The sequence below is a fragment of the Amorphus coralli DSM 19760 genome (assembly GCF_000374525.1).
Lineage (GTDB): Bacteria > Pseudomonadota > Alphaproteobacteria > Rhizobiales > Amorphaceae > Amorphus > Amorphus coralli.
Map to the genome: position 1 here is coordinate 573,597 of NZ_KB894572.1, position 13,057 is coordinate 586,653.

The 13,057-nt window shown below is 65.9% G+C and carries 10 protein-coding genes and 1 tRNA gene; 9 read left to right on the forward strand and 2 right to left on the reverse strand.

What is annotated here, in order from left to right; translation table 11 throughout:
- Positions 1 to 39: 39 nt before the first annotated feature.
- Positions 40 to 957, reverse strand: a complete 918-nt coding sequence (locus C507_RS0110585; RefSeq protein ID WP_018699670.1) for a hydrogen peroxide-inducible genes activator — start codon at positions 955 to 957, stop codon at positions 40 to 42.
- A 279-nt stretch (positions 958 to 1,236) separates the two neighbouring features.
- Between C507_RS0110585 and katG the strand changes: the two genes are divergently transcribed.
- Positions 1,237 to 3,453, forward strand: coding sequence for a catalase/peroxidase HPI (gene katG / locus C507_RS0110590; RefSeq protein WP_018699671.1), 2,217 nt, complete (start codon positions 1,237 to 1,239; stop codon positions 3,451 to 3,453).
- Between the two features lie 262 nt (positions 3,454 to 3,715).
- Here katG and C507_RS0110595 read toward each other — a convergent pair.
- Positions 3,716 to 3,792: transfer RNA gene (locus tag C507_RS0110595), tRNA-Arg, on the reverse strand.
- A 328-nt stretch (positions 3,793 to 4,120) separates the two neighbouring features.
- On the opposite strand from C507_RS0110595, the gene C507_RS0110600 reads away from it, so the two are divergent.
- The 8 genes from C507_RS0110600 (at position 4,121) to C507_RS0110635 (ending at position 13,005) form a co-directional block, all read left to right on the forward strand.
- Positions 4,121 to 5,320 (forward strand): MFS transporter, encoded by a 1,200-nt coding sequence (locus tag C507_RS0110600; RefSeq protein WP_018699672.1) that lies wholly within the window; start codon positions 4,121 to 4,123, stop codon positions 5,318 to 5,320.
- A gap of 217 nt (positions 5,321 to 5,537) precedes the next feature.
- Positions 5,538 to 6,482, forward strand: coding sequence for a 3-carboxyethylcatechol 2,3-dioxygenase (locus tag C507_RS0110605; RefSeq protein ID WP_018699673.1), 945 nt, complete (start codon positions 5,538 to 5,540; stop codon positions 6,480 to 6,482).
- Positions 6,443 to 7,357: an alpha/beta fold hydrolase gene (locus C507_RS0110610; protein WP_169508964.1), complete on the forward strand. Its 915-nt coding sequence runs from the start codon at positions 6,443 to 6,445 to the stop codon at positions 7,355 to 7,357. Before C507_RS0110605 ends, C507_RS0110610 begins: the two co-directional genes overlap by 40 nt.
- A gap of 96 nt (positions 7,358 to 7,453) precedes the next feature.
- Entirely contained in the window at positions 7,454 to 8,926 is a 1,473-nt protein-coding gene (locus C507_RS0110615) for an aldehyde dehydrogenase family protein (protein ID WP_018699675.1), read from the forward strand.
- A 71-nt stretch (positions 8,927 to 8,997) separates the two neighbouring features.
- Positions 8,998 to 10,026 (forward strand): TRAP transporter substrate-binding protein, encoded by a 1,029-nt coding sequence (locus C507_RS0110620; protein WP_018699676.1) that lies wholly within the window; start codon positions 8,998 to 9,000, stop codon positions 10,024 to 10,026.
- A 65-nt stretch (positions 10,027 to 10,091) separates the two neighbouring features.
- Entirely contained in the window at positions 10,092 to 11,396 is a 1,305-nt protein-coding gene (locus C507_RS0110625; protein ID WP_018699677.1) for a TRAP transporter large permease, read from the forward strand.
- Entirely contained in the window at positions 11,396 to 11,875 is a 480-nt protein-coding gene (locus tag C507_RS0110630; RefSeq protein WP_018699678.1) for a TRAP transporter small permease, read from the forward strand. Before C507_RS0110625 ends, C507_RS0110630 begins: the two co-directional genes overlap by 1 nt.
- A 134-nt stretch (positions 11,876 to 12,009) precedes the next feature.
- The gene (locus tag C507_RS0110635; protein WP_018699679.1) at positions 12,010 to 13,005 is read left to right on the forward strand and encodes an ABC transporter substrate-binding protein; all 996 of its coding nucleotides are present in this window, start codon (positions 12,010 to 12,012) and stop codon (positions 13,003 to 13,005) included.
- Positions 13,006 to 13,057: the final 52 nt, after the last annotated feature.

A 13,057-nucleotide genomic window follows, 5' to 3' on the forward strand; every position in this document is an offset into this window, starting at 1 on the left:
GCGGCGCCTCCTCCGGGAGGCGCCGTTTTCTTTTGGGGGCTATCCAGAGGTGCGAGCCGCTGCCGCTTTGCTGGCACAGCCCTCGAGGACGCGGCCGAGTTCGACGAAGTCGCGCTTGCGCGGCGATGTCTGGCGCCAGACGAGCCCGACGTCGCGTTTCGGTGCGGGCGCGGAGAAGCGCAGAAGGCTGATGCGCGGATCGGCCACTTCCGCCGACATGCTCATTTCCGGCAGCAGCGTCACGCCAAAGCCGTTCGCCACCATCTGCATGATCGTGGTCAGGCTGGAGGCTCCGAAGCGACTGTGCAGGTCGGACCTCACCGCCTGACAATAGGCGAGAGCCTGATCGCGCAGACAGTGCCCCTCTTCCAGAAGCAGGAGCGGGGCTGTCGCTATGATCTGTTCCGCCGGGGCCCGGGGGGCATCGAAGGCGTCGGTCTTCACGGCCAGGACGAACGGGTCCTCGAAGAGCGTGGTGGTTTCCAGGTCGCGCTCCTGCGGCGCGACCGGTAGCGCGACCAACGCCACGTCCAGCTTGCCCGCCGACAGCTCATCCAGCAGCGTGGCGGTGAGGGATTCCCGGATCGAGAGTTCCAGGTGTGGAAACTCGGCCTGGAGGCGGGGCAGGGCCTCGGGCAGCACGTAGGGGGCGATCGACGGGATCACGCCGAGGCGAAGCGAACCCGTGAGCACCTCGGCCCGGTGATGGGCATGGTCCACCAGGTCGCGGGCTTCCGTCATGATCCGGGCTGCGCGCTTCGCGATCTCGAGGCCGTCGTCGGTGAGCCGCACCTCGCGGGGAAGCCGTTCGACCAGCTGCAGCTTCAGTTGCTCTTCCAGGAGGCGGATCTGCTGCGACAGGGCCGGCTGGGTGACCGCGCATTCGGCTGCCGCCCGCCCAAAGTGTCTGTGGCGAGCAAGGGCATCGAGATAACGAAGCTGCTTGAGGGTGACCATGATCGATTAGATATTCTAATCAAGTGCGACATTCAATCGAATTAGAACTTATACAAGCTCTGGGGCAGAATGCGCGCGTTCGTATCCGGAGGAGCCGGGTCGGCGACGAGGGGGATCTGCAATGCTCCATGCTTCAGGTTTTCCTCCGGAAACTGGCGCGCGCCCGTACGCGGCCGCAGCGGCTGGTCGTGCCTGACGCCTGCAAGACCGGATGAACAACACGCATTCTGCCGGCCGCAACGCCGGCGAGAAACGCCGAGCAAGGATCGGAGAGAGACGATGGACGCGAAAGTCGAAAAGGGCGGTTGCCCCGTGATTCACGGGTCGACCAATACCAGCATGCGGTCCAACCGCGACTGGTGGCCGAACCAGCTGAACCTCAAGCTTCTTCATCAGTTCTCGGCCCTGTCCGATCCGATGGATCAGGACTTCAACTACGCAACCGCGTTCAAGACGCTCGACTACTGGGCGCTGAAGCAGGACCTGAAGGACCTGATGACGGACAGCCAGGAATGGTGGCCGGCCGATTTCGGGCACTACGGTCCGTTCATGATCCGCATGGCCTGGCACTCCGCTGGCACCTATCGCCAGGGCGATGGCCGCGGTGGCGGCGGTCGCGGTCAGCAGCGCTTCGCGCCGCTGAACTCCTGGCCCGACAACGTTAACCTCGACAAGGCCCGCCGCCTGCTGTGGCCGGTCAAGCAGAAATACGGCAACCAGATCTCCTGGGCCGACCTGATGATCCTGGCCGGCAACGTCGCGCTGGAATCCATGGGCTTCAAGACGTTCGGCTTCGCCGGAGGCCGCGCCGACGTGTGGGAGCCGGAAGAGGACGTCTACTGGGGCAGCGAGGAAGCGTGGCTGGAGCTCAGCGGCGGTGAGAACAGCCGCTACACGGGCGACCGCGAACTGGAGAACCCGCTTGCCGCCGTGCAGATGGGTCTCATCTACGTCAATCCGGAAGGCCCGGACGGAAATCCGGATCCGGTGGCTGCGGCCAAGGACATCCGCGAGACGTTCGGCCGCATGGCCATGAACGACGAGGAAACCGTTGCGCTGATCGCTGGCGGCCACTCCTTCGGCAAGACCCATGGCGCCGGGGACGTGATCTCGGTCGGCGTCGATCCGGAGACCGGGCTGCTCGCCTCGCAGGGCCTCGGCTGGGAGAGCACCCACGGCATCGGCTACGGCGACGACACCATCTCGAGCGGCCTCGAGGTCACCTGGACCAAGACGCCGACCCAGTGGAGCAACAACTTCTTCGAAAACCTGTTCGGCTTCGAGTGGGAGCTGGAGAAGAGCCCGGCCGGCGCTCACCAGTGGGTGGCCAAGGACGCGCCGGAGATGATCCCGTACGCCCACACGCCCGGCAAGTTCCGCAAGCCGACGATGCTGACCACGGATCTCTCGCTCCGCTTCGACCCAGAGTACGAGAAGATCTCGCGTCACTTCCTGGAGAATCCGGACGCCTTCGCCGAGGCCTTCGCGCGCGCCTGGTTCAAGCTGACCCACCGCGACATGGGGCCGAAGACGCTCTATCTCGGCCCGGAAGTGCCGGAGGAGGATCTCCTCTGGCAGGATCCGATCCCGGAGTGCGACCACATCCTCGTGGACGACGTCGACATCAAGGAGCTCAAGGGCAAGATCCTGGCATCCGGCCTGTCGGTCACCGAACTGGTGAAGACGGCCTGGGGATCGGCTGCAAGCTTCCGCGGGTCCGACAGGCGCGGCGGCGCCAATGGCGCGCGCATCCGCCTGGACCCGGCGAAGTCCTGGGAAGCCAACGAGCCGGAGATGCTGGCCAAGGTTCTCCCGGTTCTCGAGGGCATCCAGCAGGAGTTCAACGCGGCGCAGACCGGCAACAAGAAGATCTCGCTTGCCGACCTGATCGTGCTGGGTGGAACGGCGGCCATCGAGAAGGCGGCGATCGACGCCGGCCATCCGGTCGAGGTTCCGTTCGCCCCGGGCCGCATGGACGCCAGCCAGGAACAGACGGACGTCGACGCCTACGCGGTGCTCGAGCCGATGGCGGACGCCTTCCGCAACTTCCAGAAGGCGAAGTTCGCCATCCACGGCGAGGAACTGATGCTGGACAAGGCACAGCTTCTGCGGCTGACCGCCCCGGAGATGACGGTCCTGGTCGGCGGCATGCGGGCGCTGGGCGCCAACCACGGCACCTCCAAGCACGGCATCTTCACCGATCGGCCGGGTCAGCTCACCAACGACTTCTTCGTGAACCTGCTCGACATGGGCACGAAGTGGACCGCGGTGGACGACGACGAGGACGAGTTCGAGGGCCACGACCGCAAGACCGGCGATCTCAAGTGGACCGCCACCCGCGTCGACCTGGTCTTCGGCTCCAACTCCCAGCTGCGGGCGCTCGCCGAGGTCTATGGCCAGCGCGACAACCAGCACAAGTTCGTCAAGGACTTCGTGGCGGCCTGGGTGAAGGTCATGAACGCCGATCGCTTCGACCTGCTGCCGGAATATATCTGAGCGGCAAACGGTCGGTCCCGGCATCGCCGGGACTGATCTGACACGATGAGGGGCCGACGGTCCGGACAACCGGGTCGCCGGCCTTTTCCTTTTTGGGAAAGCGGTGGGCCATCGCGGTGATCGCCGTGGTCCCACCCCCGGTCGGCCGACCGGGGGTGAGCGGTCAACGGCGCACGGACGGCGGTCTGATGCACGTGCCAACGCCGCCGCGGGGTTGCTGCGACGTCCCGCGTTCGGCACATTCCGAAGTCGAAAGGGTTTGTGGCGCGCCGGGGAAGATTCGAACTCCCGACCCCCAGATTCGTAGTCTGGTGCTCTATCCAGCTGAGCTACCGGCGCCTGCCGGGCCACGAGGCTCAAGATCCTCAGTGGCGGCCCGACGGGGTGGTGCGCCCGTCGAGAGCGGAATGCCTATTCGGTTAGGCGGGCAATTGCAAGGCCCCCGATCCGCTTTTCCGCAAGCCATCCGACAATCGCGCGACAGAGCTGTGAATGACACGCGTTTGCTGGGGCGAAAGCGGCGCCGGCCCGCAGTGGGATCCTGCAGGCGATCGACGAATCGCCGGAGCTCGGGAACAGCCGCCGCGACTCCGCGTTTGGGCGGTACCGGCCGATGCACCCCGTCGCGCCGAAGACCACCCATGCCAGCCCACCGGTTCCCTGTCCCATGTCTCTGTTCTGGAAACTCTCGGCCGCGGGCTTCGCGGCGACCGCCATCACCTACGGACCGGCCCGCATGGGCTTCGGCCTGTTTCTGCCGGTGTTCCGGGAGGAATTCTCGCTCACCACCCAGACGGCTGGTCTCGTTTCGAGCCTTGGCTTCCTCGGCTTCTTCGTGGGCCTCCTGGTCTCCCAGACCATGACCAACCGGGCCGGGCCGAGACTACCGGTGGGAAGTGGCCTCCTTGCAGCAACGGTCGGACTTGGCATTGTGGCCGCCGCACCGAACACCGCGGGCCTGATCGTCGGAGTGAGCCTGGCGATGACCAGTGCAGGCTTATCGTGGACACCCTTCAACAACGCCATCCATCGCTGCGTCGACGACGACGCGCGGCCGGTGGCGCTGTCCTGCGTCAGCACCGGCACCAGCCTCGGCATCACGGCCGCCGGTCTCGCCGCCCTGTTGCTGGCCCTCGGCGGGGTCTCCTGGCGGGTGTGCTGGGCCGGGTTTGCCGCCGCAAGCGCCGCGGCGCTGCTGGTGAACTGGTCCGCCCTCAGCTCCGTGGCCAGCCCCGCCGGACGGCCGCCTCGTGGCGGGCTTCGGTCCCTCGGAGAAGCCGCCGCCATTCCCTTGTTCGTCATCGGGGTGTGCTACGGCGTGACCTCCTCGGTCTACATCTCGTTTGCCACCGACTGGGTCGCCGCATCGGGAGGGCTGGCCGGGTTGTCACCGAATGCCGCAGGCGGTCTGGTCTTTCTCTGCTATGGCGCTTTCGGTCTGATCGGGCTCTTCACCAACCGGATGAAGTCTGTCCTCGGACTGGCCTGGCTGGTGCGGCTCCTGCTCTTGGCGTCCGGAGCCTCCCTCGCACTGGTTGCTCTTCTGCCGGCAAGCTGGGCGGGGGTCGTCGCCTCGGCCGGGATCCAGGGAATGACCGTCATGACGACGAGCGCGGTGCTGGCGTTCTGGTCCGAGCGGCTGTTTCCCTCCTTGCCGTCGCAGGCTTTCACCGCCGTTTTGCTGGCGGTGGCTGCCGGCAGCGTGCTGGGCCCGGTCGGGGCAGGGGCACTGGCGCATGCCGCAGGGACTGGCGCGATGTTTCTCGTGACAGCGGCACTCTCGGTGGCAACGGCGGTGGCGACTCGCTCCAGTCGCATCCGGGAGCGCCCGGCTGCCATCTTAGGGGCTGACGCCGCGGCCATCTGACAACAATCGGACGCTTTCGGCGGCTTATCCAGCCGCCCGGGCAGGTGATGGCTCTTTCATTAAAAACATAGTTCTGTACTTTGATTTATGCGGTTGCCGTGCCTGCCTTCCGACGGCTGGCGCGGGCCGTAAGTGATAAAAGGCTAGCTTTATAGATTTTATGCGCTAGGATGCCTTCCAACAGCGCCCCTGAGGTGCGCGAACGGGGAGGGATGCCATGCCGGTTCAGTTGATCTGTGCCTCGCACAGTCCGCTCATGCTGACGGAGATCGAGGAGACGCAGGACGGAGAGCACAAGCGCTTCTTCGCCTCCATCGGGGAAGCGTCCGATCGGCTGCATGACTTTGCACCGGATCTGGTCGTCGTGTTCGGGCCGGACCATTTCAACGGCTTCTTTTACGAGCTGATGCCGGCCTTCTGCATCGGTCTGGCGGCCGAAGGAACGAAGGACTGGGGCATCGCGGGTGGTCCGCTGCGCGTGCCGCGCGGTCTTGCGCTCGACTGCGCCCGTCATCTGCAGGCGGAAGAGTTCGACGTGGCGGTCTCGTACGACATGAAGGTCGACCACGGCATGACGGTCCCCCTGATGCAGCTGACCGGCGCTCTGGCCCGCTACGACGTGCTGCCGGTCTTCATCAATTGCGCGGCCGACCCGCGGCCGTCCTTCGCCCGGGTTCGGCGGTTCGGCGAGGCGGTCGGCCGCTTCCTTGGCAAGCAGGGCGATCTCAACATCACGCTCATCGGCTCCGGCGGTCTGTCCCATGACCCGCCGACGCCGCGCCTCGACAAGACCTCTGCGTCGGTCGCCACGCGTCTCATCAACAAGCAGATGCCGTCGCAGGAGGAACTGGAGGCCCGCGAGGCAAGGGTCGTTCAGGCCGCCCGCGACATGGTCGAGCGCAAGGGGCCCTGCCTGCCGCCCAACGAAGAGTGGGACCGGGGCTTCATCGAGAAACTGGTGCGCTACGATGCGGCTGCGCTGGACGCGATCACCGACCGGGAAATCGACAAGGTGGCCGGTTTCGGGGCCCACGAGGTGCGCACATGGGTGGGTGCCACCGCAGCGGCCCGCGAGCTTGGACAGATCGACCTGTCGGTGGACTACTACCAGATCATCCCGGAATGGCTGACCGGGATGGGCATCCTGTCGGCGACGGCGTGATGGTGGCGGACACGATGATGCTCCCCGATCACAAGACCGGCCGGGTGCGCTCGGGCGACGTCGAGATCTTCTACCGCCGTTTCGGCCAGCCGGGCACGACGCCGATCGTGATCGTCCACGGCCTCTCCTACTTCTCCTACGACTGGATCCGCGTGGCCGCTGACCTGGCACGCGACCGCGAAGTCGTGGCGATAGACATGCGCGGCTTCGGACAGTCGGGCTGGAGTACGGCGCACGACTATGCGCTGCGCACGCTGGCCGCCGACGTCATTGCGGTCCTCGATGGGCTGGGATGGGAGCAGGCGATCCTCGTCGGTCACTCCATGGGCGGACGCGTCTGCCTGCTTACGGCCGATTGGTATCCGGAGCGCGTCGCAGCGCTGGTCTGCCTGGATTTCGCGCCGGATCTTGCCCCGGAGGGACGCAAGCACGTTGCGAACTCCATCGGCCGGCAGCCGGACATCTTCACCACGGTCGACGAGGCGCTCGCCTACCATGGCTACGACCCGGCCCTGCCGGCGGACGCCCCCATGCGACTGCGCTTCGAAGCCTTCCTCAAGCCCGTTGCGGGCGGCTGGCAGCTCCGCCGCGACCTGCACTACCGCGACAAGTTCCGGGCAGTGCTGGAGACCGGCAGGCGGGAGCCGGAGAAGGCCGATCCATGGGCGGCGCTGAAGGCGCTTGAGCTTCCGGTGCTGGTCGTCCGCGGTGCCCGGTCCAACCTCTTCGCAGCGGAAACCATGGACAAGGTTCGCGCCGCAAATTCGCGGGCGAGGGTGATCGAGATCCAGGGCGGCCACAACCTCGCCGATGACAATCCGGACGGCGTCGTTGCGGCGGTTGATGGCTTCCTGCGCGAGAACGTCGCCGGTTGACCGGCGGGCTGCGCCAGGACCGAACAACGATTTGGAATCGAGCTGCCGCGGGCGCGCATGCGCGGCACCAGGCAGCCGGAATTGTGGGGGAACGCCATGAACGAGGCGCCGAAGATCAACGGCCGAAGGCTGCAACTGCCGCGCAATCGCGGGCTCTATTACGGCGGTGCGTGGCACGAACCGCAGGGCGGTTACGTGGATTCCCACAGCCCGTCGACAGGCGAAAATCTCGGCCCCACCGCCGAGGCCAATGCCGCTGACGTTGCCGCCTGTGTTGAGGCGGCACACGAGGCCTTCAAGGAGTGGCGCCGGGTTGCGCCATCAGTGCGTGGAGACGCGCTGCGACAGGTTGCGGCTGTCTTGCGCGCGAACAAGGAAGAGCTGGCGCTTCTCGATGCCGTCGACTGCGGCAATCCGGTGAAGGCGCTGATGCGCGACGTCGACATCGCGGCCCAACTGGTCGAGTACTTCGCCGGCCTTGTCTACGAACTACGCGGTGCAACGATCCCCATGGGCGACGGCGTCGTCAACATGACGGTGCGCGAGCCGTACGGGGTCTGTGCGCGCATCGTCGCCTACAATCATCCCATCATGTTCACCGCCAGTCGCTTCGCCGCCCCGGTGGCGGCAGGTAACGCGGTCATCATGAAGCCACCGGTCCAGGCGCCGCTGTCGGCTTACCGGCTGGCTGAACTGATCGACGGCATCTTCCCGCCCGGCGTGTTCAACGTGCTCTCCGGCGGCCAGGCCTGCGGCGAGGCGCTCGTTGCCCATCCGAAGGTGCCCCGGATCACGCTGATCGGGTCTATCCCAACCGGCCGTGCCATCTCGAGAGCGGCGGCGGATCAGCTCAAGCACGTCAGCCTGGAACTCGGCGGCAAGAACGCGCTGATCATCTATCCCGATGCCGATATCGACCGGGCGATCGAGGGCGCGGTCAAGGGCATGGCCTTCACCTGGTGCGGCCAGGCCTGTTCGTCCACCACCCGCCTGTTCCTGCACGAGGACATTCACGACCGGGTGCTGGAAGGGGTGCTGGAGGGTGTGAAGGCCTACGTGCCCGGCGACCCAACCGATCCGGCGACGACCATGGGCGCCATCGTGTCGAAGGCGCAGTACGAGAAGATCATGTCCTATGTCGAGATCGGCCAGGCCGAGGGGGCGCGGCTCCTCGCGGGCGGCAAGCATCCGGCTCAGGGAGGCCTCGACGACGGCTATTTCATCAAGCCGACGGTGTTCGGCGACGTGACCATGGACATGAAGATCGCCCGCGAGGAGATCTTCGGCCCGGTGCTTTCGGTCCTGCGCTGGTGTGACGAGGACAAGATGTTCGACGACGTCAACAGCGTCGAGTACGGGCTCGCCGCCGGCATTTACACCCAGAACCTGGCCACTGCTCACACCGCTGCAAGTCGTGTCGAGGCAGGATACGTCTGGGTCAACAACGCGGTGTCGCATTTCTTCCCGGCCCCGTTCGGCGGATTCAAGCAATCCGGCAACAACAAGGAAGAAAGCTTCGAGGAGCTGGTTTCCTACACGCAGATGAAGAACGTCTACATCACGCTCTGAACGCGCCCAGCCGGTCCGGAAAACCAGATGAAATCAGCTGGCCGGCGGGATTTTCCAAGGAGGAGGAAACGATGTTCAAGACCCTGTGCGGCGCCGCTGGCGCACTCGTGCTGGCTGCCGGCCTGGTCGGGCCGGCAACGGCCCAGGAGCCGATCACGCTGACCATCAGCGCGTTCACCACGTCCAACAGTCCCAATCACCGTCTCACGATCGACCGGATGATCGAGGAGATCGAGACCGATTCCGACGGCCAGGTCACCTTCGAGACCTATTTCGGCGGCACCGCGTACGGCAAGGCCGATCGCCAGTTCGACCAGGCGCAGCGTGGCCTTGTCGACATCACGCACAGCCTGTTCGGCTATACGCCCGGCCGCTTCCCGATGATGGCGCTGGTCGAGCTGCCCTTCATCTACGAGGACAGTGTTGCGGCATCGGAAGCCTTCTGGCTCACCTTCCAGAAGCATCTGGCCGACACGATGCCCGGCGTGCATCCGCTCGCCATCTGGCTCACCAGCATGCAGCAACTCCACACGCGCAAGCCGGTGGACGCCATTGCCGACATGGAAGGTCTGAAGATCCGCGCAGGCAACGGCATCATGGTGGACACGCTAGCCACCTATGGCGCCGAGGGCATCCTGACACCCGCCCCGGCCACCTACGAGAAGCTGGAGAAGGGCATTCTCGATGGAGCCATAGGCGCGTGGGGCATGCTGCGGGCCTTCAACGTTGGGGAGGTGACGTCCGATCACCTGGAGCTCAACATCTCTGCCGCGCCGCTGTTCCTGCTGATGAACCAGAAGAAGTACGACGCGCTCCCGGACGACGTTAAAGCTCTGTTCGACCGCTATTCGACGCCGGAATCGATCCGTGCGTTCGCCGAAGCCTTTGCCAAGAGCGACGCCGCCGGCCTCAAGATCGCGGAGTCCGACGGTCACACCATTCGCAAGCTCACCAAGGAGCAGCGCGAGGAATGGAAGGCCAAGGCGGCGCCGGTGATCGAGGCGGAGCTGAAGGCACTGGAAGCGGACGGGCACCCGGCGCGGGCGTTCCTGGCCGACTTCGAAGCCGAGTACGCCCGCATCACCGGCGAAAAGAACTGATCCGTCCCCACGCGTGATCCCGCCTCTCCGCGCCCGTGCGCGGAGAGGCCCGCGGAGATCCTTGCATGTCGTCTTTCCAGATCGGTATTTGCGGGCTTGTCGTCCTCGTGGCCCTGATCTCCCTGCGTGCGCCGATCGCGCTCGCAATGGCGGTTACCGGGCTCGGCGGGGTCTGGCTCCTGCGCGATCTCACGACGGTGAACTTCCTGCTCGGCACGGTTCCGTCCGACGTGCTTGGCAACTATTCCCTGTCGACGCTGCCGCTGTTCATCCTGATGGGCAACGTCGCCGCCCGCGGCGGTATGTCCACGATGCTTTTCGACGCCATCAACTGGCTGTTCGGCCGGTTCCGGGGCGGGCTGGCCATCTCAACCGTGGTGGCGTCGGGCGCCTTCTCCGCGGCCGCCGGTTCCTCTCTGGCGACAACCTCCGCGATGTCGCGGGTGGCGGCGCCTGAAATGCTGGCGCGCGGCTATCATCCGCGCCTGGTCAGCGGGTCCATGGTCGCTGGCGGCACGCTCGGGATCATGATCCCGCCTTCGGCGATGATGATCATTTACGGCTTCCTGACGGAAACCTCGATCGGCGCGCTGTTCATTGCCGGCATCCTGCCGGGCATCCTGCTGATCGCGGCCTTCTGCCTCGTGGTGTCCGTGTGGGTCCGCGTCGCTCCGGGGCAGGCGCCTGCTGCCGGACGGCCAGATGGCGACGGTTGGTCGCAAATGTTGCGCCTCGGCCCGGTGCTGCTTCTCTTCTGTGTGCTGATGGGCGGCATCTACACCGGCCTCTTCACGCCAACCGAAGGCGCCGCCGTCGGTGCTGGTGCCGCCGTCCTGATCTGCCTCGTCACGGGCCAGATCGACAGGCGCGGTCTGGTCGCTGCGCTGGTGGAAACGGCGGAATCCTCCATCGTCATCTACCTGATCATTCTCGGAACCGGCTTCTTCCAGTTCTTCATGGAGGCCAGCCGGGTCCCGGTGGAACTCACCGATGCCGTGATCGGCCTCGGCCTCGGCCCCATCGGCACGATGCTGATGATCATGGTCTTCCTGGCGCTGCTCGGCTGCATCATGGAAGGCCTCGGCATCCTCTTCCTGACGGTCCCGATCCTGTTTCCCATCGTGCTGGCGCTGGGCTTCGACCCGATCTGGTTCGGCGTGATGATGGTGCTCCTGATCGAACTTGGCCTGATCACTCCGCCTGTCGGTCTCAACATCTTCGTACTGACGTCGCTGGTGGAGAAGATCGATCTCAAGGAGGCCTTCATTGGCGTCCTGCCATTCGTCCTCGCGATCATTGCCGTGGCCCTGCTGCTGCTGGCCGTTCCCGAGATCGCGACCTTCCTGCCGTCTCAGATGAGGGGGGCGTGATGACCGGGCTCCTGTCCACGACCTGGCGCTCCGCCGCGCTAGTCGGATCTGCCGGCTACGTGATCGCCACAGCGGTCACCCTGGTCGATGTCGTCGGCCGCGCACTTGGCGTGACGCTCATTCGCGGCGCCATCGACGTGGTGATCGTCTGCATGGTGCTGGCCGGCGCCTTCGCGGTCGCGTTGGCCGAATGGCGAGATGCCAACGTCCGGGTGGAGCCGCTCTCTGCGTGGATTCCGAAGCGGATGCGCGGCGGCGTGGACCGGTTCTGGCGGCTCGTGAGCCTGATCCTTTTTGCTGCCATTGCCGTCCGCTCCGCTCAGGAAGCCATGCTTTCCCACTCGTTCGGCGACGTGCTGCCGGCGATCGGCGTCTCCTCCGCAGTTCTCGGGTTGCTCGTGTCGGTCGGGTTCGGTGTGGGGGCGCTGGCCGCCCTATCCGCGCTCGTGCGGAACTCTCCCCGAGTCCCCGACGACTAGCCGGTACGCGGACCGACTGACCGCGCATGGGCGCGGAGAACTGCCGGCACCGCTGTCAGGGCTTGCGGGACCGGTCTCTGCCTCGCGCCTCGCGCCGGGAACACGCAACAAGTCGAGCCAACGGAAGTGAGTTCATGAGCAAGCTGGAGCTCTCTGTCGCCACCTGGAACTACGACCGGGTGCAACCGCTCATCGACGGCCGCGTGACCATCGAGGGATGCGAGATCAATTACCTGCCGATGAGTGTCGAGGAGTGCTTCCAGCGCGCCTATCTGCACGACGAATTCGACATCGTGGAACTGGGTTTTTCGCCTTACCTGATCGCGCGCTCACGGGGAATGGCGCGTTACGAGGCGATCCCGGTCTTCCTGTCGCGCATGTTCCGCCACTCCGCCGTCTACATCCGCACCGATCGCGGCATCGAGGGGCCGGGGGACCTGCGTGGCCGCCGGGTCGGCGTGCCGGAGTTCCAGATGTCGGCGGCCTTGTGGGCGCGGGGCATGATGCAGGACGAGCATGGCGTCCGCCCCGACGAGATGACCTGGGTCCAGGGCGGGCTGGAGGTTCCCGGCCGGCGCGAGAAGTTCCCGCTGAACCTGCCGGACGGGTTCCCGCTGGAGCCAATGCCAGCAGGGAAGACCCTGGCCGGCATGCTCCGGAGCGGCGAACTCGACGCCGTGTTCAGCGCCCGGGCGCCGTCCTGTTTCGAGGAGGGCGCCCCCCATGTCGGCCGTCTCTACCCCGACTACAAGACAGCGGAAGCAGAGTACTACCGGCGCACCGGCGTCTTTCCGATCATGCATGCCCTCGGTATCCGCACCGCGCTGGTGGAGGAGCATCCGTGGCTGCCGGCAAGCGTCTACAAGGCGTTCGTGCAGGCCAAGCAGATCGCCGAGCGCGAGATGCGCGAGGTGGCGGCGCTCAAGTACACGCTGCCGTGGCTCGCCGCGGATCTCGCCCATACCGAGGCCGTCATGGGGCGTGACTACTGGACCTACGGCATCGGCGCCAACCGCAAGGCGCTGGAGCTGATGTTCCGCTACTCCTTCGAGCAGGGCCTGGCGGTCCGCCAGCTCTCCATCGAGGACGTCTTCGTATCGAGCACGCTGGATGACGACATCCACGTCTGAGCGTGTCGAACGACCGCATGACACATCACGAACGGTCCGCGCGTCGCGTGGC

What these genes read in the sequence shown, in the direction of transcription:
- C507_RS0110585 (WP_018699670.1), bottom strand. Translation starts at nt 957, where the DNA reads ATGGTCACCCTCAAGCAGCTTCGTTATCTCGATGCCCTTGCTCGCCAC.
- katG (WP_018699671.1), top strand. Translation starts at nt 1,237, where the DNA reads ATGGACGCGAAAGTCGAAAAGGGCGGTTGCCCCGTGATTCACGGGTCG.
- C507_RS0110600 (WP_018699672.1), top strand. Translation starts at nt 4,121, where the DNA reads ATGTCTCTGTTCTGGAAACTCTCGGCCGCGGGCTTCGCGGCGACCGCC.
- C507_RS0110605 (WP_018699673.1), top strand. Translation starts at nt 5,538, where the DNA reads ATGCCGGTTCAGTTGATCTGTGCCTCGCACAGTCCGCTCATGCTGACG.
- C507_RS0110610 (WP_169508964.1), top strand. Translation starts at nt 6,443, where the DNA reads ATGGCTGACCGGGATGGGCATCCTGTCGGCGACGGCGTGATGGTGGCG.
- C507_RS0110615 (WP_018699675.1), top strand. Translation starts at nt 7,454, where the DNA reads ATGAACGAGGCGCCGAAGATCAACGGCCGAAGGCTGCAACTGCCGCGC.
- C507_RS0110620 (WP_018699676.1), top strand. Translation starts at nt 8,998, where the DNA reads ATGTTCAAGACCCTGTGCGGCGCCGCTGGCGCACTCGTGCTGGCTGCC.
- C507_RS0110625 (WP_018699677.1), top strand. Translation starts at nt 10,092, where the DNA reads ATGTCGTCTTTCCAGATCGGTATTTGCGGGCTTGTCGTCCTCGTGGCC.
- C507_RS0110630 (WP_018699678.1), top strand. Translation starts at nt 11,396, where the DNA reads ATGACCGGGCTCCTGTCCACGACCTGGCGCTCCGCCGCGCTAGTCGGA.
- C507_RS0110635 (WP_018699679.1), top strand. Translation starts at nt 12,010, where the DNA reads ATGAGCAAGCTGGAGCTCTCTGTCGCCACCTGGAACTACGACCGGGTG.